Origin of the sequence: Enterobacter cloacae complex sp. I1M, from assembly GCF_014982425.1 — a bacterium.
GTDB lineage: Bacteria > Pseudomonadota > Gammaproteobacteria > Enterobacterales > Enterobacteriaceae > Enterobacter > Enterobacter intestinihominis.
On the sequence record NZ_JADCLG010000010.1, the window covers coordinates 12459 to 31382 of the forward strand.

Annotated in this window: 18 protein-coding genes; 6 read left to right on the plus strand and 12 right to left on the minus strand. The window is 55.6% G+C overall.

Annotated features, from left to right (window positions below):
• Positions 1 to 49 precede the first annotated feature (49 nt).
• Positions 50 to 1048 carry a transcriptional regulator FtrA gene (gene ftrA / locus INF86_RS05265; RefSeq protein ID WP_193543286.1) on the plus strand — a complete coding sequence of 333 codons (999 nt, stop codon included), beginning with the start codon at positions 50 to 52 and terminating at the stop codon, positions 1046 to 1048.
• Between the two features lie 148 nt (positions 1049 to 1196).
• Here the strand turns inward: ftrA and INF86_RS05270 are convergent, their stop codons facing one another.
• A complete protein-coding gene (locus INF86_RS05270) occupies positions 1197 to 1559 on the minus strand; it encodes a hypothetical protein (RefSeq protein WP_015570547.1) in 363 nt (120 codons plus the stop codon).
• Positions 1560 to 1801: 242 nt separating this feature from the next.
• Here INF86_RS05270 and INF86_RS05275 point away from each other — a divergent pair, with 242 nt between their 5' ends.
• The gene (locus INF86_RS05275) at positions 1802 to 2035 is read left to right on the plus strand and encodes a DUF2554 family protein (RefSeq protein WP_022648092.1); all 234 of its coding nucleotides are present in this window, start codon (positions 1802 to 1804) and stop codon (positions 2033 to 2035) included.
• Here INF86_RS05275 and INF86_RS05280 read toward each other — a convergent pair.
• Positions 2032 to 3996 (minus strand): U32 family peptidase, encoded by a 1965-nt coding sequence (locus tag INF86_RS05280; RefSeq protein WP_157507608.1) that lies wholly within the window; start codon positions 3994 to 3996, stop codon positions 2032 to 2034. The two genes, INF86_RS05275 and INF86_RS05280, sit on opposite strands and share 4 nt — an antisense overlap.
• A gap of 80 nt (positions 3997 to 4076) precedes the next feature.
• Positions 4077 to 4604: a helix-turn-helix domain-containing protein gene (locus INF86_RS05285; protein WP_022648090.1), complete on the minus strand. Its 528-nt coding sequence runs from the start codon at positions 4602 to 4604 to the stop codon at positions 4077 to 4079.
• A gap of 92 nt (positions 4605 to 4696) precedes the next feature.
• Here INF86_RS05285 and INF86_RS05290 point away from each other — a divergent pair, with 92 nt between their 5' ends.
• Complete coding sequence (locus tag INF86_RS05290; RefSeq protein ID WP_193543287.1) at positions 4697 to 5863, plus strand: benzoate/H(+) symporter BenE family transporter; 1167 nt, start codon at positions 4697 to 4699, stop codon at positions 5861 to 5863.
• Here the strand turns inward: INF86_RS05290 and INF86_RS05295 are convergent.
• Positions 5843 to 6715: a helix-turn-helix domain-containing protein gene (locus tag INF86_RS05295; protein ID WP_022648088.1), complete on the minus strand. Its 873-nt coding sequence runs from the start codon at positions 6713 to 6715 to the stop codon at positions 5843 to 5845. The genes INF86_RS05290 and INF86_RS05295 overlap by 21 nt on opposite strands.
• 174 nt (positions 6716 to 6889) lie before the next feature.
• On the opposite strand from INF86_RS05295, the gene INF86_RS05300 reads away from it, so the two are divergent.
• Positions 6890 to 7786, plus strand: a complete 897-nt coding sequence (locus INF86_RS05300; protein WP_022648087.1) for a DMT family transporter — start codon at positions 6890 to 6892, stop codon at positions 7784 to 7786.
• Positions 7787 to 7819: 33 nt separating this feature from the next.
• On the opposite strand, the gene INF86_RS05305 is transcribed toward INF86_RS05300, so the two are convergent.
• Together INF86_RS05305 and INF86_RS05310 are read right to left on the minus strand one after the other, a co-directional pair.
• The gene (locus tag INF86_RS05305) at positions 7820 to 8494 is read right to left on the minus strand and encodes a DUF3313 domain-containing protein (RefSeq protein ID WP_022648086.1); all 675 of its coding nucleotides are present in this window, start codon (positions 8492 to 8494) and stop codon (positions 7820 to 7822) included.
• 135 nt (positions 8495 to 8629) lie between these two features.
• The gene (locus tag INF86_RS05310; protein ID WP_193543288.1) at positions 8630 to 10225 is read right to left on the minus strand and encodes an ABC transporter substrate-binding protein; all 1596 of its coding nucleotides are present in this window, start codon (positions 10223 to 10225) and stop codon (positions 8630 to 8632) included.
• Between the two features lie 111 nt (positions 10226 to 10336).
• Between INF86_RS05310 and pepT the strand changes: the two genes are divergently transcribed.
• Complete coding sequence (pepT, locus tag INF86_RS05315) at positions 10337 to 11566, plus strand: peptidase T (protein WP_193543289.1); 1230 nt, start codon at positions 10337 to 10339, stop codon at positions 11564 to 11566.
• Here the strand turns inward: pepT and tehB are convergent.
• Positions 11563 to 12156, minus strand: coding sequence for a tellurite resistance methyltransferase TehB (tehB, locus tag INF86_RS05320; RefSeq protein ID WP_023300079.1), 594 nt, complete (start codon positions 12154 to 12156; stop codon positions 11563 to 11565). The genes pepT and tehB overlap by 4 nt on opposite strands.
• Entirely contained in the window at positions 12156 to 13151 is a 996-nt protein-coding gene (gene tehA / locus INF86_RS05325) for a dicarboxylate transporter/tellurite-resistance protein TehA (RefSeq protein WP_193543290.1), read from the minus strand. Before tehA ends, tehB begins: the two co-directional genes overlap by 1 nt.
• A gap of 121 nt (positions 13152 to 13272) precedes the next feature.
• Here tehA and ydcK point away from each other — a divergent pair, with 121 nt between their 5' ends.
• The gene (ydcK, locus tag INF86_RS05330; protein WP_155025969.1) at positions 13273 to 14253 is read left to right on the plus strand and encodes a YdcK family protein; all 981 of its coding nucleotides are present in this window, start codon (positions 13273 to 13275) and stop codon (positions 14251 to 14253) included.
• On the opposite strand, the gene rimL is transcribed toward ydcK, so the two are convergent.
• From rimL to INF86_RS05350, 4 genes are all read right to left on the minus strand, one after another.
• Positions 14248 to 14787, minus strand: a complete 540-nt coding sequence (gene rimL, locus INF86_RS05335) for a 50S ribosomal protein L7/L12-serine acetyltransferase (protein ID WP_022648080.1) — start codon at positions 14785 to 14787, stop codon at positions 14248 to 14250. The genes ydcK and rimL overlap by 6 nt on opposite strands.
• Before the next feature lie 105 nt (positions 14788 to 14892).
• Positions 14893 to 16548 (minus strand): glucan biosynthesis protein D, encoded by a 1656-nt coding sequence (locus INF86_RS05340; protein WP_171932649.1) that lies wholly within the window; start codon positions 16546 to 16548, stop codon positions 14893 to 14895.
• Positions 16549 to 16904: 356 nt separating this feature from the next.
• On the minus strand, positions 16905 to 17678 hold the full coding sequence (locus INF86_RS05345; RefSeq protein ID WP_038416033.1) for an ABC transporter substrate-binding protein: 774 nt from the start codon (positions 17676 to 17678) through the stop codon (positions 16905 to 16907).
• A gap of 10 nt (positions 17679 to 17688) precedes the next feature.
• Positions 17689 to 18858 carry a pyridoxal phosphate-dependent aminotransferase gene (locus INF86_RS05350; RefSeq protein ID WP_032624285.1) on the minus strand — a complete coding sequence of 390 codons (1170 nt, stop codon included), beginning with the start codon at positions 18856 to 18858 and terminating at the stop codon, positions 17689 to 17691.
• Positions 18859 to 18924: the final 66 nt, after the last annotated feature.

Genomic DNA, 18924 nt, shown 5'->3' on the forward strand with positions numbered 1-18924 from the left:
GTGTTAACACTACTCTATCCCTTAACTCAGCCCATGAATGCGTCCGCCTATGCCAGAAAACAGCAAAAAGATGACAAACTTAAGACATCCCTCGCCGCGCGCGGTCGTGCTGGCATATGACGGTTTATGTACCTTTGAGTTTGGCGTGGCGGTAGAAATCTTTGGCTTGCCGCGCCCGGAGATGGGCGATGACTGGTATCAGTTTGCCGTGGCGAGCGTGGATGATGGCGAACTCCGGGCAACGGGCGGGATCCGTATTCTGGCCGATGGCGATCTGGGTCTGCTGGAGACGGCGGATCTGGTTGTTGTTCCCGGCTGGCGAGGGCTGGACGAACCCGTACCGGAAGCGCTCTGCCAGGCGCTCCGCACGGCGCATGCCCGCGGCTGCCAGCTACTCTCGATCTGTTCTGGCGTTTTCGTTCTGGCAGCCTCAGGCCTGCTTGACGGGCGGAAGGCAACCACCCACTGGCGCTATACGCAAGCGCTGAAAACACGCTATCCCGCCATTACCGTGGTCGAAGATGTGCTCTACCAGGACGAAGGCGATATTCTCACTTCCGCCGGAAGCGCCGCGGGGATTGATCTGTGCCTGCACGTGGTGCGCCGGAATTATGGTATGGAAGTGGCAAACCGCGTGGCGCGTCGGCTGGTGATCCCGCCCCATCGGGACGGCTCGCAAACCCAGCAGCTTAGCCGACCGGTGGCTCAGTTGCGGGAGAGCCAGCGCCTCGGCCAGTTGTTTGATTATCTTCACCAGCATCTGGCTGTTTCCCATACCGTCGAATCGCTGGCCCTGCGGGTGGGTATGAGTCAGCGCACCTTTCTGCGCCGTTTCCAGGACGCGACCGGAACAACGCCCGCGCGCTGGTTATTGACTGCGCGATTGCAGCGGGCAAAAGATTATCTCGAAAACAGTCGGCTCAGCATCGACAATATTGCGGAACAAACCGGATTTGGACAAAGCGCCACGCTGCGCCACCATTTCCGGCAGCAATTTGCGCTTTCACCCGCGCAATATCGCAAACAATTTTTACAGCCGGTACGATAAACGGGCAAAAAAAAACCGCCATAATCTGGCGGTAAATGCTTGCATGGATAGATTTGTATTTTGGTATCTACGCTCCGGTATTCCATACCGGGATGTGGATCACCTGCAATCTACCACTGTGAGCCTCAACGAAGCATAAACGAATCGATTAACCCGCTTTAGTATTAATTTGCAGATAACGCATCAGCCCCTGCTCTGCACTCTGGCGGGCATCATCATTAATCGCTTCGAGATAAAACGCACGAGAGACCCCATACGGCGCCTGCTCGGATGGGTAAACAGCGAACTGGAAGGTTTTGCCCCTCGCCTTATTGGTACAGCCCAGCTCCCAGCGATCTTCACTTACCTGGGTGCTATTACATTCGACACGTCCGTAATCGCTGGTTAAATACGATCCGACACGGCTTTTTGCTGACTGAATATATTCTGGTTCTTCATTTGAATAGATGCTGGCCGCAGCACCCACCGCAACCACTACGCCCAGAAGTGATAGCACGATTATTTTTTTCATTTATTCGATCCAATCCTTAGCCAGAAAAATCTTATTGTAAATGATTTCCCAATAAATCTAGCTTCTCTTTGCATACCAGAAATGGGAGTTTACAACGGCGATATTGCTTTTAAGAATAGTCTTAAGTGAGTTTTATGGCGACCACAATTTTTGACAGTCTATTTTCTCAAATTTAAAGAGTCGAATAATTACTCTATGAAATTATCCCTACGATGACCGTAGCGTATTTTCGGGGGTAAAAGATGTTCAGAAAAGGCTTTTCGCTACTGCTGCTGATTAGCGCCCTGTTCTCGGGTCAGATTATGGCGGAGCACAAAGGACATGAATTTCTGTACGTGAAAAACGCCGACCATCAGCTTCGTCATGAAGCTGACAGCGACGAGTTACGCAGCGCGGCAGAGGAGTCTGCGGAGGGGTTGCGCGAGCACCATGCCTGGCAGAAATCGCGCAAACCGGATACCCACTCTGCGGGTTAGCTGCCTTTACGCTTCGGCAGGGTCTTCATCAAATCGTCAGGGCTGACGGAGGCCACAATGCTGCCCGGAGACGGCATTTTGAAGATGTGATTCTTCATCTTGCCGATAACGTGCATTTCACACGGACGGCAGTCAAACTTCAGCGTCAGTACTTCATCGCCATTCACCAGCTGCATCGGCGTCGCTTTCCAGCTTTTAATATTGCCTTTCGCCTGTTTCGGACAAAGGTTAAAGGCAAACCGCAGGCAGTGTTTGGTGATCATCACCGGCACATCGCCCTTCTCTTCATGCGCTTCATACGCGGCGTCAATCAGTTGCACGCCGTGACGATGGTAAAACGCACGCGCTTTGTGGTTGTAAACGTTCGCAAGGAAAGAGAGATGCGTGTCCGGGTAGACCGGCGCAGGCACCGCTTCGGCCTTACGACTGCCGCGCGGATAGTTTGCCAGGCGTGCTTCATCCAGCATCTCAGCCGTTTCACGGCGGAACTGGTTCAGCAGGCTGTTCGGCACGAACAGCGCATCCGGCAGATTCACCTCAATATTGCGCGCATAATAAATGGTCTGCCCGAGCTTCGCTACGCCATCCTTGAGGTTGCTGAGCGCTTTCTCCGCATTGTTCGCCACCTCGAACAGGCCGTCGAGCGTATGCGTCACGCTGATGCCGTCTTCGCAGGTCATGGTCAGGATCAGCTGCTCTTCCCAGCCACCCAGCGCGATATCCACCGCAATGCGACGCTCGCTGGAGGTCTTGAGCAAGGCCTGCTGCCAGTTGTGATCCAGGTTACGGTTCAGCGCCGCATTCGGGCGGGCTTTGCAAAGGTCGGCAGGCATTTCGTTCGGCCAGACGCGATAACGATTTTCGCCGGTTTTCTCCACCGTATTGGCGCGAAAACCAACCACTTCACGTTTGATCATCACGTTGAGACCATCGCCGTTCGCCAGCGGCTCTGTAACCTGAACGTCAAGATGATCCTTCGCCACTTTCAGCACTTCACCCACCGGCAGACCGATAAACTTCGGTGAATCGAACGCGCCAATATCCCCTTTGCGCGCATTAACGAAATAATCCGTACTGCCGCGGTGGAACGTTTTGTCCGTCGATGGAATAAAGAAATGCTCTGTACGACCGGCGGACGCGCGCGCCAGGTCACCGCGATCCTCGATGATGGCATCCAGCATCTGACGATAATGGGCGGTGATATTTTTCACGTAGCTCATGTCCTTGTAGCGGCCTTCAATTTTGAAGGAGCGTACGCCGGCATCGATCAGCGCGCCGAGGTTTGCCGTCTGATCGTTATCTTTCATCGACAGCAGGTGTTTCTCGAATGCCACCACGCGGCCCTGATCGTCTTTCAGGGTATACGGCAAACGGCAGGCCTGAGAGCAGTCGCCGCGGTTAGCGCTGCGCCCCGTCTGGGCGTGAGAGATATTACACTGCCCGGAATAGGCCACGCAAAGCGCACCGTGGATAAAGAATTCAATGGTCGCGTCGGTGGCCTGGTGGATATCGCGGATCTGGTTCAGGTTCAGCTCACGCGCCAGAACAATCTGCGTAAACCCGACGTCTGAAAGAAACTTCGCCTTCTCAACGGTGCGGATATCGCACTGGGTGCTGGCGTGCAGCTCAATTGGCGGGATATCCAGTTCCAGAACACCCATATCCTGAACGATCAGAGCGTCAACGCCGGTCTGGTAGAGATCGGTAATAAGACGCTGCGCGGGCTCCAGCTCATCATCATGAAGAATGGTGTTCAGGGTCACGAACACCTTCGCCCCGAAACGGTGGGCGAACGGTACCAGTTCGGCAATGTCGCGCAGGCTATTGCTGGCGTTATGACGGGCACCAAAGCCTGGGCCGCCAATGTAGACGGCATCCGCACCGTGAAGAATGGCTTCACGGGCAATGGCGGCGTCGCGGGCCGGGCTTAGCAGTTCAAGATGATGGGGGTGCAGGCGCATACTTCGTCGTTATCCGTTATGGTCAAAATGGCGGCTATTGTAGTCAGAAGTCTGTGCCAGTGAAACCGTTTTGCGACGCTTTAGCGGGGATAATGGATCAGAGAGTGAAAATGCACCGTCCGGGTGCTGCTGTTACGGTACGCGTGCGGTTTATCGCCGGCAAAACGCACGCCGGAATCAGCGTATAGAGTGCGCCAGACACCGTCAATCTGCATGTCCAACTCACCGCTTATCACCACCACGTGTTCAATCACCCCGGCTTCGTGCGGCGTGGACTCACTCAGCGCGCCGGGCGACAGGGTGATGGAGAAATGGTCGAACTTAAGCTGTTCATCCCAGGGGAAAAGCGGTTTCACCACCATCGCCTGCTGCTGCGGATCGAACACCGCCTGCGGTTCGCTCTCTGGAGTGATAAACGCCGAAAAAGGTACGTTCAGCCCGGTGGCAATTTTCCACAAGGTTGAGACCGTCGGGCTGGACTCATTGCGTTCGATTTGCCCAAGCATCGCTTTCGACACGCCCGTCTCTGCCGCCAGTTTCGACAGGCTCCAGCCCCGCGCCTGACGCAGCGCTTTCAGTGTGGTTGCCAGATGTTGAGTGATATCCATAGTTCCTCCTGTTGGGGCAAAGCATACCACTTGTACGCTATAGCGCACAGTGATACCTTATCCCGGACGTTATAACGCACAACGGAGTTCACATGCGATCGACTGCCTCTCTCTTTCCTGCCGTGCTGGCTGGTTTTGTTGCCGTTCTGGTGGGCTACGCCAGCTCTGCCGCCATTATCTGGCAGACGGCTGCGGCGGCGGGCGCCAGTACACAGCAAATCGCCGGATGGATGACCGCGCTGGGGCTCGGGATGGGGATCAGCACGCTTGCATTGTCGTGGTGGTATAAAGCCCCGGTGCTGACCGCCTGGTCGACTCCTGGCGCGGCGCTGCTCGCCACCAGCCTGCAAGGCGTGACGCTGGCGGAAACCATAGGGGTATTTATATTTGCGAATGCGCTGATTCTGCTGTGCGGCGTCACTGGCCTGTTTGCCCGGTTGATGAAACTGATCCCGCACTCGCTTGCCGCCGCTATGCTGGCAGGCGTGCTCTTACAGTTTGGCCTGAAGGCATTCAGCAATCTTGAGGGACACGTGCTTCTTTGCGGCAGTATGCTGGCCGCCTGGCTGGTGGCAAAAGCCGTGGCGCCCCGGTATGCCATTGTCGCCACGCTGCTGGTGGGGGTGTTCGTGGCCTGGGCTGGAGGTGACGTTGTCACGAATAAAATGACGTTATCGGTGATCATGCCGGAATTCATTGCCCCTGCGTTCACCTTCACCAGCCTGATCAGCATCGGCTTACCCTTCTTCCTGGTGACCATGGCGTCGCAGAATGCGCCCGGCTTCGCCACCATGCAGGCATCGGGCTATCCGCTGGCGGTCTCACCGCTGATCGTTGCCACCGGCGGGCTGGCGCTGCTGTTGTCCCCCTTCGGCGTCTATTCCATCTGCATCGCCGCCATCACCGCCGCCATCTGCCAGAGCCCGGACGCCCACCCGGATGCCAGTAAACGCTGGCTGGCAGCGGCGGCCGCAGGTGGGTTTTATCTGCTGGCGGGGGTGTTCGGCGGGTCGATTTCGGGGCTGATGGCCGCCCTGCCGCTGAGCGGCATCCAGACGCTGGCCGGGCTGGCCCTGCTCGGCACTATCAGCGGGAGCTTGTATCAGGCACTGAATCATGAAGCAGAGCGCGACGCGGCGATCGTCACCTTCCTGATGACCGCCAGCGGCGTCACGCTCCTGGGAATTGGCTCCGCTTTCTGGGGACTGGTGCTGGGTGGGATCTGTTACGCTGTCTTCTCACGCCTTCGCCGCGCGTAGCTGTGACGGCGTGATGCCGGTCATGCTGCGAAAACGGTTACTGAAATGGCTGGCGGAGTTAAATCCACAGGCCAGCGCGATGTCGGTGAGCGGCGTGGTCGTGTGCTGAATCAGCGCTTTGGCCTTCTCCATGCGGCGCTGCATGACGTACTGATGCGGCGCCAGCCCCATCGACTGGCGGAACATCCGCGCAAAGTGATACTCACTGAGTGCGGCCTGGCCCGCCAGTTCCGCCAGCGTTAAGGGTTGCGCCAGATTTTCCTCGATAAAGGCCAGCACGTTGCGCAGCACAAACGGCGATAGCCCGCCGGTGACCACCGGTAACTTCCACTGGACGCTGGAATAGTGCTGGACCAAATGCGTCAGTAATAAGGTCGACGCAGTGCTCAGGGTGAGCTGATTGGCGTTTTGCTGCCAGTCGCAGCCGAGCAAAAACTGGCGATAAAGGGCGGTGATTTTCGGATCGCTGCCGAAGATTTTTTCCTCCAGCGTCAGCGATAGCGGTCGTTTATCCCAGATTTTCTCCCCCACGTCCCGCAGGTGTTCATCGGTGCAGTAGAGGTGCACGAACGACAGGTCATCACGAATATCCCATGTGGATTCGCTCTCTTCCGGCATAAGACAAAAACGGTCCGGCCCGCCGCCATTTTTCCAGCCACCCGGCGTTTTTTGATAGCTTTCATAGCCATCCGCCACGTACAGGCTAAGGGTGTGATGGTTGCTTTTCACCGTGATCGTATCGTGCTTGTTGTACCACGCCGCCAGTTGAATGCCAGTATTGAGCGCGACGGTTTCCCGCAGCACTGCATTTTTTTGGCGTAACGTTTCAAAGGTGTCGTAAACGAGAGACATGGCCGTAAACAGGTGATTAATCAGACTGTCAGTCTAAGAAGTGTTGCAGCCTGTTACCAGCCATTGTGCGAGAAAAAAGCGCAAGAATTTGCAAGTCCGGCGCAAGGCGTTGAAAGCCGGGGCCCCCTTCTTTCGCCACACTGTTGTTTTTCGCGGTATGAGAAGAGAGACACCATGAACGCATTACTCTATGGGCTGGTTGTTGTTATCTGGGGCACGACCTGGATCGCCATTTTTTTACAACAGGGACCGGTTGCAGCGCCGGTCTCCATTTTCTGGCGCTTCGCCGTGGCCAGCGCCACGATGATGATCGTCCTGGTCGCCCTTCGTCGCCTGCGCAGGCTGGCGCTGCGGGATCATCTCTATTGCATGCTTCAGGGTTGCTGCGTTTTCTGTTTCAACTTCTGGTGCTTTTACACCGCCGCCGCCCATATCAATACCGGCCTTGAGTCGGTGATTTTCTCGATGGCCGTGCTGTATAACGCCATCAACAGCTTTATCTTCTTCGGCCAGCGTCCCCCCGCACGCTTCTGGACGGCGGCAGCGCTGGGGCTTATCGGGATCATTACCCTGTTCTGGAACGATCTGCTCGCCAGCGGCTGGAGCGCGTCATTGCTTACGGGCATCGGGCTTTCCGCCCTCGGCACCTACGGCTTCTCGCTGGGGAATATGATCAGCATGCGTCATCAGCGAAACGGGCTGGAAACCATGACCACCAATGCCTGGGCGATGCTGTATGGCACCGTCGTGATGGGCCTTATCGCTCTATTCAGGGGCGAAAGCTTTATGCCGGAATGGACGGTGAGCTATATGGGGGCGCTGCTCTATCTTGCTCTGTTTGGCTCGGTGATTGCCTTCGGCGCCTACTTTACGTTGGTAGGCCGCATTGGTCCCGGTAAGGCCGCGTACAGCACCCTGCTGTTCCCGCTGGTGGCGCTGTCGATTTCAACGGTGTACGAGGGTTACGTGTGGCATATCAACGGGATCGTCGGCCTGCTGTTGATTTTAGGGGGAAATATGGTGATGTTTACGAAACCGGAAACCTGGTTCCGCCGCCTGCTGACGGCATAAAATAACGGCCTGCGTAGATGCAGGCCGTTTTTATTATTTTGCTGTCTGATGGACATCAAACATGGTGGCATCGGTCGCCATATCATCCACAACCTGTTTCAGTGTGGCGAATCCCAACGGCGTGTTCTCGTTGGCAAGCTCTTTACCTTCACCTTTACGAACAACTTTAACTACCGGTTTGTTCGTGGCGGCATCAATCAGCTCACCTTCAAAGAAAAGATGCGTATCCATGGTGCGATGGCCGGTTGCCATCTGCGTACCCGCAACCAGCAGCGCGACGGGCACCACTTCATAGAACTGCAAACCTTCTTTCTCTGAGCTCACACCCGTGATGGCGCCGCGGAAGATCAGGCTGTGTTTGCCCGGCGTCGTCACAATTGGCTTACGCTGGCCAATCGCGTTTTTTAGTGTGTTATTGGTGTAACTCAACAATTCATCAAGCGTTTTTTGCCCAAGCTGTGTGGTTGGCTTTGGTGTCGGATAATAGGTTATCGGGGTCCAGATAATACTGTCGTAGTTCGCCGGATCATAGGAAGGATCGACCCAACGCAAGGTTGGTTTCCCGGTTGCTGATGTCATCTCCTGCAAGTCAGAGTAATCTTTTAAAAAGCCTGAATATTGATCGGGGGCTGCGACTTTTGACGCACAGCCAGAAAGGGCCAACAGGCCAGAAAGCACTGCAACTTTAAAAAAAGTGGAAGTACGCATGATGGAGTTCCGAGTTATCTGCAAGTATGCACTTGAAGTTATAACAAAAAACAGAGGGAAATGTTGTGGCAAAAAATGACGGGGAAGGCACAAATTGTAAAAATAGTGCCCGGACCGGATCCGGGCAGAAAAATATTACTGTTTTATATCTACCTGCCAGAACAGATGTTTGCCGAAGGGATCGATTTCATACCCCGTGACCTCTTTTCTGACTGGCTCAAAAATGGTCGAGTGGGCAATCATAACCGCCGGCATTTGATCGTGCATCATCTGCTGCGCCTGCTTGTACAGCGCCACGCGTTTTTCGCGATCGGTTATCGATTTTGCTTCGGCAATCAGGTTATCAAACGGCTTATAGCACCATTTGGCCGAGTTCGACCCGCCGTTGGCGGACGTACAGGTAAACAGTGGTCCGAAGAAGTTATCCGGATCGCCCGTCGCCGTTGTCCAGCCCATCAGCGCAGCCTGATGCTCCCCGCCCTTCACGCGCTTCAGGTATTCGCCCCATTCGTAGGTCACGATTTTGGTCTGCACGCCTACTTTCGCCCAGTCCGCCTGGATCATTTCAGCCATACGCTTCGCGTTCGGGTTATACGGCCGCTGCACGGGCATAGCCCACAGATCGATGCTTACGCCGTTGGCAAATCCGGCTTCCTTTAACAGCGTTTTCGCTTTTTCTGGATCGTAATCGTAGTCTTTCAGCTCGCTGTCGGCACTCCAGACGCCAGGCGGCAGCAGGTTTTTCGCCGCCGTGCCGGTGCCGTGGAAGACCGCCTCAATGATGGCCGGTTTGTTAATCGCCATCGCCAGCGCCTGGCGCACTTTTACGTTATCCAGCGGCGGCTTTTGCGTGTTAAATGCCAGGAAACCGGTATTCAGACCGTCCTTGCTCATCAGGTTGATATCTTTGTTAGCCTTCATACGCGGCAGATCCGCCGGGTTTGGGAACGGCATCACCTGGCACTCATTCTTCTCGACTTTGGCAAAACGCACCGAGGCGTCCGGCGTGATGGTGAACACCAGTCGATCCAGCTTCGATTTTCCCTGCCAGTAGTCCGGGAAGGCGGTAAAGAGGATGCGGGAATCCTTCTGATATTGCGCCAGTTTAAACGGCCCGGTGCCAATCGGCTGCATATCAACCTTTTCAGGCGTGCCCGCTTTCAGCATGGCATCGGCATACTCCGCCGACAGGATGGAGGCAAAATACCACGCCAGATCGGCAACAAACGGCGCTTCCGGGTGCGCCAGGGTGAAGCGCACGGTGCGATCGTCAATCTTATCAATGGCGGTAATCAGGCTGCCGAACTCCAGACTTTCGAAGTTGGAATAACTGCCGTTGGATACGTTATGGTAGGGATGATTCACATCCTTCTGGCGCATAAACGAGAAAATCACGTCATCCGCGTTGAAGTCGCGCGTCGGCGTGAACAGTTTATTACTGTGGAATTTCACCCCTTTGCGCAGGTGGAAGGTGTAGACCTTACCATCCTCGCTCACCTCCCAGCTTTCCGCCAGGCTCGGCACCAGTTCGGTAGTACCCGGTTTGAAATCGACCAGACGGTTATAAACCGGTACGGCGCTGGCGTCCACGCTGGTTCCCGACGTGTAGAGCTGAGGATTGAAGTTTTCCGGCGATCCTTCGGAGCAATACACCAGCGTTTTTGCCGCGACGGTGGAACTGACCGTCAGCGCAGCAAGCGCCAGCGTTATCATTGTGAATGTGCTTTTCATCATTTATTCCTGTCTTTTTAATTCGACGGCTAATTACTTCTTTTGCCATTTCATAAATAACATTAAAGTGATGGCGCAAACACATGAAAAATAAATACAGAAGGAAACACTATGGGCTCAGAACTCTCCAGACAATTAACCCAACGCTTTTTCCGCTATCTCGCCATCACCAGCCAGAGCGACCCGAAAGTCAAAACCCTGCCCTCCACCCCGGGCCAGCACGACATGGCGCGGGAGCTGGCGAAGGAGCTGGAAACGCTGGGGTTAGACGATATTGTGATTGATGAGTTCGCCACCGTTACCGCCGTAAAAAAAGGCAATATTCCCGGCGCGCCGCGGATTGGTTTTATTACCCATATCGATACCGTTGACGTCGGTTTATCCCCGGATATTCATCCACAAATATTAACCTTTACGGGAGATGATCTCTGCCTGAATAAAGAAAAAGATATTTGGTTGCGCGTAAATGAGCACCCGGAAATTCTGGCTTATCCTGATGAGGAGATTATTTTCAGCGACGGAACCAGCGTATTAGGCGCAGATAATAAAGCGGCCGTCACCGTGGTCATGACGGTGCTGGAAAACCTCACCGCTGAACATAAGCATGGCGATATTGTGGTGGCGTTTGTGCCCGATGAAGAGATTGGTCTCTGTGGCGCGAAAGCGCTGGATTTGAAGCGCTTCGACGTCGATTTTGCCTGGACCATCGACTGCTGCGAGCTGGGGGAAATTGTTTACGAGAACTTTAACGCGGCTGCGGCTGAAATTCGCTTTACCGGCGTCACGGCGCACCCGATGTCCGCCAAAGGGGTGATGGTCAACCCGCTGCTGATGGCAACGGATTTCATCAGCCATTTCGATCGCCAGCAAACCCCGGAATGCACCGAGGGGCGCGAAGGTTATATCTGGTTTAACGGCATCCAGGCCGGGCAAAACGAAGCGGTGCTGAAAGCCAACATTCGTGATTTTGACAAAGAGGGTTTTGCCGCCCGCAAGCAGCAAATTGCCGATGTGGCAGCGCGGATTGCTGCGCAGCATCCCACGGCAAACGTGGAGTATCGCATTGAAGATACCTACAGCAATATCAGCAATGCGATTGGCGAAGACCGCCGCGCGATCGACCTGATGTTCGAGGCGATGGAATCGCTCGGTATCACCCCAAAACCGATCCCCATGCGCGGTGGCACGGACGGGGCGGCCCTGTCAGCCAAAGGCTTGCTCACCCCGAACTTCTTCACCGGCGCCCATAACTTCCACTCAAAGTTTGAGTTTTTACCGCTGTCGTCGTTCGAGGCCTCCTGTCGCACGGCCTTGCAACTCTGTCTGCTGGCCGCGCGTTAAGCGGGCTTGCGTGCGAGCATGGTGGCGAAGCGCAGCTTGATACGGTTGCCGTTGGCATCGGTACGGTGGAGTTCCCCCACCTCTTCGTTGTACTTGATCAGCTCCCAGCCTTCGTAGTAGTGGCTCAGTTCACCGGTTTTGAAGGCAAACGGGAAGCCGACGGTGCACGGATAATCCTCCGTATCCATGGCGGCAACGATCAGGTTATAGCCGCCTGGTTTAGTGCAACGCTGCATATTGGCGATAAGACCAGGGATGGTTTTCGCTTCGAGAAACATCAACACGACGGTGGAAAGAATAAAGTCGTATTCGCCGTCAAAGGTCAGGTTGTTCAGGTCCTTTATCGCCGTTTGCAGATTCGCGATCCCTTCCGCCGCCTTAATGCGCTCGATGTTATCGATGCTCATCGGGTTTTTATCCCACGCCGTCACGTCATAGCCGTTGGCAGCGAGGTAGAGGCTGTTACGGCCATTTCCGCAACCGAGATCGAGCGTTTTTCCCGGCTTAACAATGTCCGCGCTGAGCAGGACCTCTGAGTGCGTGCGGGTCAGCCCATATTTCTCAGTAAAGTAGTTTTCATCGACAGTCATTATTTTTCCTCAGATTGCATTAGCAGTGCCTTATCAGCGCGCACCAGAAGTTTGCCCTGCATCAGCAAGATAAAAGTACGGACCAGCAGCATCGCGATGATGATGTTGGTGAAAATAAACAGGGGAACCGCGAGGGCATGAAAGAACCCAGACGGACTGCTCTGCCCCAGATGTAAACCGGTGGTCGCCAGCGCCGACACCCCGAACGAGAAGCTCCAGAACGACACGTTGAACGGCTGCGACAGATACCACGGCATCAGACGCAGCATAAACAGGAGTTGCAACAGACCATAGCCGAAAAGCATTTTGGCGAAGGTGTCCGCTTCGCCGCCGTTGACGCTAAACCAGGCGCTACAGGCCACCAGGGCAGGCGCAAGCTGGATCCCGAGCGAAGTACGAAGCGCCGAGGGCAGTTCGCCCACGCTGCGCAGGCGTTGCAGAATGACCGGCTCGAGGCTCAGCCAGGAAAAGACCCCGGCACCAAGGAACACCAGCCCCGCATCGTGGAAACCCAGCGCACCGCAGGCCATGGCGCTGATAAAATTGTTCGCTACCGTCGGCAGATACAGTCCCGGCGTCGTGGCCTCTTCCGGATGCTTACCGCGCCACAGCCCGGCGCTTTGCCAGGCGGCATACGCAAGCTGGATCACCACGCCTACGCTAAACAGCACCAGCGACACTGGTCGGCACCACGGCACAAAGCCAATGGCCACCAGTAGCGTTGTGGCAGGAAACAGGCTGACAAAACTGCTCATTACCGGATGCCGCATCTCGGCCAGCACGCTATGTGGAAACCGTACCGCACGGGTAAGAAACGCCACGCTCAGCAGGAACCAGATCGCCACCGCCAGCGCCACCAGGATCTCGCCCGGCCAGCGCGTCACAGGCCAGATAGTACCGGCATAACGCCAGGCGAACCCCATACCTATGGTACCCAGAACCATACCGAAATAACCGGCGGGCAAGTTAAGAACGCGTTGGTCTTGGTTATGCATTTTTTTTAAACTTTAAAATGTATTTTAAATGCCATTTTAAGGGGTTTACCGTGCAGACGCCAGCACTTCGAAACGCCAAAAGTTTGCTACGTTTAGTGAATGGCTTTTCAGGGAAAACACGATGACAAAATACAGGCTTGGCAATGAAACGCGTCTCTGGCGCTGGCAGGACGGATCAACGCCGTGCACAACCCTACTCAGACAGATTATTGCCGCAAAGGATTTTAACGATGTGACCAGCGGGACAAAAGGTGGTTGGGTTGAGGATGAACACGCGCTCGCCCAGGACGGGGATTGCTGGGTTTATGATGAAAACAGCGTGGTGTTTGCCGGGGCCAGGATATCCGGCAACGCCCGCCTCACCCAACCCTGCATCGTAAGCCACCGCGCGCACATAGGCGGCAACAGCTGGCTTGACGCGGCAGAGGTGAGTCACGGCGCGGCAATAAGTGACAACGTCACTATCCAGCACTCCACCGTACGCGGGGAATGCCGTATCGCGGGTGACGCGCGGGTGCTGCATAACAGCATGGTGATTGCAGCCAAAGGGCTGACACCCGACCGTGAGCAGATCCTGCAGATTTACGACAGAGCCACGGTCAGCCAGTCGCGTATTGTGCATCAGGCGCAAATCTACGGCGATGCCATGGTGACCTGGGCCTTTGTTGAGCACCGCGCGGAGGTGTTTGACCGCGCCATTCTTGAGGGCAACGCGCTTAATAACGTCTGGGTGTGCGACTGCGCCAAAGTGTACGGCAACGCCCGCCTGCTGGCCGGTTTAGAGGATGATGCGATCCCGACCGTGCGGTACAGTTCACAGGTCGCGGAAAACGCCCTCGTCGAAGGTAACTGCGTGATTAAACACCACGTATTGATTGGTGGCGAGGCGTGGTTACGCGGCGGGCCGATCCTGATTGATGACAAGGTCGTTATTCAGGGGCGCGCGCGTATCAGCGGTGATGTCCTGATTGAGCATCAGGTAGAGATGACAGACGATGCGGCGATCGAGGCGCTGGAGGGTGAAAGCATTCACGTCCGGGGAGCCAAAGTGATCAACGGTGACACGCGGATCACCCGGACGCCGCTGCTGGGGGCGCTATAGCGGGAATAACCTGGCGTACAGGTTTACGTCATCGAAGCGGCCGTTGAGCATTTCCGCTTCCCGCAAACAACCTTCCAGCGCAAAACCGTTGCGCTGCGCCACGCGGTTACTGTTATGGTTAGCCACGCGACATTTGATCACAAAGCGGCGGATCTCGCCGCGCTCAACGTAATAGCGCATAAACGCCTGTAGCGCCTGAGAGAGAATGCCCTGCCCCTGATGCGCTTTGTCAAGCCAGTAGCCGATGTACCCGGCCTTATTCGCAGGCTCTATCGCGTTAAAAGAAAGCACGCCCACCAGCTCGTCCTTCATGAAAATCAGGAACATTTTGGCGTAGCCGCGCTGGTGCAGCATCTGGTTGCTCTGCACGTTACGGCGCGTGTCCTCTTCAGTGCCGACATGCTGCGCCCAGTCGAAGGCGGTTTGCAGCCAGGTTTTGTTTTTAATAACGAGGTTATGCAGATCGGTGGTATAGCGCTCTTCGACGGCGCGAAGCTCGATTTCCTGGGTTACGGGGATAATTTCTGAAGACATAGTGCCTCTTAATTGCCGGGTGGCGCTAACGCTTACCCGGCCTACAAATGCGTCCGGATCAGGCCGGGTAAGGCGAAGCCGCCACCCGGCACAAACCCATAAGGACTAACGCATGATCCGGTCGTCAACGTAGTTACGTTTGTCCGGCGCGGGCGGGAAGTACTGATACAGCCAGGTCTCGCTGATGGCGTCGCCCTGACAGCGCAGGAACAGACGCATATCGACCGGCTCGGTGGAGTCAGAGGTTGGGTACCAGTCAAACAGAATGCGATACCCGTCGAACGGCTCGACGTAGAGGATCTCCACCTGCTTCGCTTCACCGCTGGACAGGGTGATCACCGGCTCAATGCCCTTCGGTGCGGCGGCCTTCAAATCGCCCCCGACGAAGTCGATGGCAAAGCGACGGGCCCACACTTTCGGGTAATTTTCACCCGGCGCCCAGCCCTCCGGGAAGCCGCCCATACCGGTACGGGTAGCGTAGACGTTTGCCAGCGGTGAACGCACCGGCGGCTGCGCGCTCCAGTAGAGACGGTATTTGAAGTCCAGTTCATCACCCGCCTGCACCGGTTTCTCCGGCTGCCAGAAGCAGACCACGTTATCGAGCGTCTCGCCGGTTGTCGGGATCTCCATCAGGGCGATGGATCCTTTACCCCAGTTGTTGCGCGGCTCGACCCAGAGGCTTGGTCGCTTGTTATACCAGCCCATGACGTCCTGGTAATGGGAGAAATCACGGTCAAGCTGCAACAAACCAAAGCCTTTCGGGTTTTTATCCAGATAAGCGTTAAATTGCAGCTTTTGCGGGTTGTTCAGCGGTCGGCAGATCCACTCTCCGTTACCGCGCCACATTGCCAGGCGGTCTGAATCGTGGATCTGCGGATGAATGGTGTCGCACATGCGGCGTTCGTTGTTGCCGCAGCTGAACATGCTGGTCATCGGCGCGATGCCGAGCTGCTTGATGTCTTTGCGCGCATAGAGATGGTTTTCGACGTCCATGATCACCTGGCTCTTCTCACAGTGGATCACAAACTTATAGGCACCGGTAATGCTAGGGCTGTCCAGCAGCGCATAGACGGTAAAGGTGGTATCGCCCGGCTTAACGGTTTCAAACCAGAAGGAGGTGAAATCCGGGAACTCTTCCGGGGTGTCAGTAAAGGTATCCACCGCCAGCCCGCGCGCGGAAAGGCCGTACTGGTAGGTATCATCCACTGCGCGGAAGTAACTCGCGCCCAGGAACGAAACGATATCGCGTCGCGCCAGCTCCGGCGCTTTAAAGACGCGGAATCCGGCGAAGCCGAGGTCGCTCTGCCCTTCAAGCTGGCGGGTATCCACGCCCGTATCGCCGTAGCTGAACAGCTCAGGCCGGAAGTGGATCTCACGCGCCTGAGAGGTGCTTTGATCCAGCGAGAACATGCGCACGCGGCGGCGGAATCCCATCCCCATATGGAAGAACTGGGCGTCCAGCTGGCGACCTTCAATGTTATTCCACAGCGACTGTTTCTCATCGTAACGGATGGCGTTGTACGCCTGCGGCGTCATGGTGGCCAGCGTTTCCGGCAGCGGACGCGGCGCACCGCCCCACGGGGTTTTCGCCAGATCGTGCGCCATGGATTGCAGAACAGAGAAGTCAAAGCGACGGCTCTGACCGTCGGCAATGTCGGAGTCAGCAGCATACGCCGCCTGGGAAAACAGAGAAGCAAGGCCAGAAGTGCCGCTCAGGGCAGCCATTGCCAGGGAACCTTTGAGAAAACGTCTGCGATTCATGCCTGAGAAAACGTCCTTATGGTCGTGTGAATGAGTTTCGCGCGCAGCGAAATGACGGCAAGAAAGAACGCACAGCCTAAACAAAAACGGTTAAGAATCCAATTGTTGGCGGGTGATTATCTGAACAAACCGAGAAATATTTTCTGTCGACCAGAACGGCCTGAAAGTGGTGTAAAAAACAGTAAATACACAAAATCATTCATGCTGGATCAAGGCGGCAAGTCTGAAATCCCCAGGAGCTTACTCAAGTAAGTGACCGGGGTGAACAGACGTAGCCAACGCAGAGGCAGCCTGAAGGATGAAGTGTATTTAAAAGTGTCCCGGCTGGACATCGACAGCCGGGACCAACGAGGCGGTTATTTTACGCTGACATCGATACCTGGGAAGTACTTATCAGCCAGTTTAGCGATCGTGCCGTCGGCACGTACTTTATCAATTGCGGCATCAAGCTGCTTTTTGGTGGCCTCATCCCCCTTACGCAGCCCAAAGCCGATCCCACTGCCGAGGATGGTGTCGTCCGACACCGGTTTGCCGATAAAGCCAAACCCTTTACCCTGCGGCTTGCTGAGGAAACCTGCCTGCCCGGCCGCTGACATGACCAGCGAGGCATCGATGCGGCCATTCAGCAGATCTCCCCAGGCCATATTCTGATCTTTATAAGACACCACGGTGACACCGTGCTTTTCCCAGTGCTCTTTGGCGTAGGTTTCCTGAATTGAACCCTGGAGAACGCCGATGGTTTTGCCCTTCAGCCCTTCCGGCGTGGCCTCTACCGCAGAACCGGCTTTGCCCACCAGCTGGGAGGGAATACGGTAGATGGGCTGGGTAAAATCAATGCTCTTACGACGCTGTTCGGTGATGTTCATCGCCGAGTTTATGGCGTCGAACTTTTTCGCCACCAGACCGGGAATCAACGCATCAAACGAGGTTTCTACCCAGCTGCACTTCAGCGCGGCGGCTTTACAGATGGCATTTCCCAGTTCTACGTCAAATCCTTCCAGCTCCCCTGAGGCATTGCGGCTTTCAAACGGCGGATATTCCGCTTCCAGCCCGTATCGCAACTCGGTAGCAGCAAACGACGAGAATGAACACAGCAGTCCTATGCCGACAACTAACGCGCGTAATTTCATCTCAAATTCCTTAACGTGGTGTAACCCGACAAAGGGCCTGGGCACCTGCCCGTAACGTCGCCTCATCTTTCGCAAAAGAGAGACGGATCAGTTTATTGTCCGTGCCATCGGCATAAAACGCTGACAGCGGAATGGTGGCAACCCCGTACTCAACAATCAGCCTTTTCACCATCTCGCTGTCGCGCTCGTCGCTAAAGCCGCTGTAATCCGCAAGCAGGAAGAACGAACCGGCACTCGGAAGCAGCCTGAACGGTGAGTCGGCGAGCAAACTTTGCAGCAGATCGCGCTTGCGCTGATAAAACGCCGCCAGCGACAGCCAGGTTTGCGGATCGGTCATGTGTTCGGCAAACGCGTACTGCATCGGCGTATCGGCCGAGAACATTAAAAATTGATGGACCTTACATATTTCATCCATCAGCTCCGCGGGCGCCACACAATAACCCACGCGCCAGCCGGTGACGTGATAGGTTTTTCCGAAAGAAGAAATAATCACGCTGCGCTCCGCCAGTTGCGGGTGCGTCGCCATCCCGTGATGCGGTTCGCCATCAAAAACGACGTGCTCGTACACTTCGTCAGACAAAATGATGATGTCGGTGTGGCGCGTCAGCACTGCCAGCTGGTGCAGATCGGCGGCTGAAAATACCTGTCCGCTCGGGTTGTGCGGCGTATTGACGATGATCATCCGCGTGCGCGGGGTAATAGCCGCGCGTACTTCATCCCAGTTCACGGCAAAATCCGGTACCGTCAGCTTAATAGCGATCGGCGTCGCCCCCTGCAGACGGACAATCGGCGCATAGCTGTCAAAGGAGGGCTCGAAATAGATCACCTCATCGCCAGGATGAACCAGCCCGCTGATGGCTGAGTAAAGCCCTTCGCTGGCGCTGGCGGTCACCAGTACCTCACTCGCCGGGTCATAGCGGGTGCCATAGAGCGTGGCAATTTTGTCCGCGATGCGCTCTCTGAGCGGTTGCAGCCCGGTCATGGAGGCATACTGGTTATGCCCTGACTCCATGGCGCGAGTGACGCCGGAGATAAGTTTTGGGTCGCAGGAAAAATTCGGCGCACCCTGAGAAAGGTTGATGGCGTTATGCCGGGCTGAAAGCTGGCCGATAACGGTAAAAATGGTGGTTCCTACATCGGGCAATTTAGAGCGGGTCTGCACCGGCGTTTTCAAAGTCATCCTCTGTCCCTTCTCGTGGTGAATGCATAACTATTCAAACAATAACTTGATTGCCGGGACAATCGA

What these genes read in the sequence shown, in the direction of transcription:
- INF86_RS05270 (WP_015570547.1), bottom strand. Translation starts at nt 1,559, where the DNA reads ATGAAAAAAATAATCGTGCTATCACTTCTGGGCGTAGTGGTTGCGGTG.
- tehA (WP_193543290.1), bottom strand. Translation starts at nt 13,151, where the DNA reads ATGCATAACCAAGACCAACGCGTTCTTAACTTGCCCGCCGGTTATTTC.
- pepT (WP_193543289.1), top strand. Translation starts at nt 10,337, where the DNA reads ATGGGCTCAGAACTCTCCAGACAATTAACCCAACGCTTTTTCCGCTAT.
- INF86_RS05300 (WP_022648087.1), top strand. Translation starts at nt 6,890, where the DNA reads ATGAACGCATTACTCTATGGGCTGGTTGTTGTTATCTGGGGCACGACC.
- ydcK (WP_155025969.1), top strand. Translation starts at nt 13,273, where the DNA reads ATGACAAAATACAGGCTTGGCAATGAAACGCGTCTCTGGCGCTGGCAG.
- rimL (WP_022648080.1), bottom strand. Translation starts at nt 14,787, where the DNA reads ATGTCTTCAGAAATTATCCCCGTAACCCAGGAAATCGAGCTTCGCGCC.
- INF86_RS05295 (WP_022648088.1), bottom strand. Translation starts at nt 6,715, where the DNA reads ATGTCTCTCGTTTACGACACCTTTGAAACGTTACGCCAAAAAAATGCA.
- INF86_RS05345 (WP_038416033.1), bottom strand. Translation starts at nt 17,678, where the DNA reads ATGAAATTACGCGCGTTAGTTGTCGGCATAGGACTGCTGTGTTCATTC.
- INF86_RS05340 (WP_171932649.1), bottom strand. Translation starts at nt 16,548, where the DNA reads ATGAATCGCAGACGTTTTCTCAAAGGTTCCCTGGCAATGGCTGCCCTG.
- INF86_RS05305 (WP_022648086.1), bottom strand. Translation starts at nt 8,494, where the DNA reads ATGCGTACTTCCACTTTTTTTAAAGTTGCAGTGCTTTCTGGCCTGTTG.
- INF86_RS05280 (WP_157507608.1), bottom strand. Translation starts at nt 3,996, where the DNA reads ATGCGCCTGCACCCCCATCATCTTGAACTGCTAAGCCCGGCCCGCGAC.
- INF86_RS05285 (WP_022648090.1), bottom strand. Translation starts at nt 4,604, where the DNA reads ATGGATATCACTCAACATCTGGCAACCACACTGAAAGCGCTGCGTCAG.
- INF86_RS05310 (WP_193543288.1), bottom strand. Translation starts at nt 10,225, where the DNA reads ATGAAAAGCACATTCACAATGATAACGCTGGCGCTTGCTGCGCTGACG.
- tehB (WP_023300079.1), bottom strand. Translation starts at nt 12,156, where the DNA reads ATGACTGTCGATGAAAACTACTTTACTGAGAAATATGGGCTGACCCGC.
- ftrA (WP_193543286.1), top strand. Translation starts at nt 50, where the DNA reads ATGCCAGAAAACAGCAAAAAGATGACAAACTTAAGACATCCCTCGCCG.
- INF86_RS05290 (WP_193543287.1), top strand. Translation starts at nt 4,697, where the DNA reads ATGCGATCGACTGCCTCTCTCTTTCCTGCCGTGCTGGCTGGTTTTGTT.
- INF86_RS05350 (WP_032624285.1), bottom strand. Translation starts at nt 18,858, where the DNA reads ATGACTTTGAAAACGCCGGTGCAGACCCGCTCTAAATTGCCCGATGTA.
- INF86_RS05275 (WP_022648092.1), top strand. Translation starts at nt 1,802, where the DNA reads ATGTTCAGAAAAGGCTTTTCGCTACTGCTGCTGATTAGCGCCCTGTTC.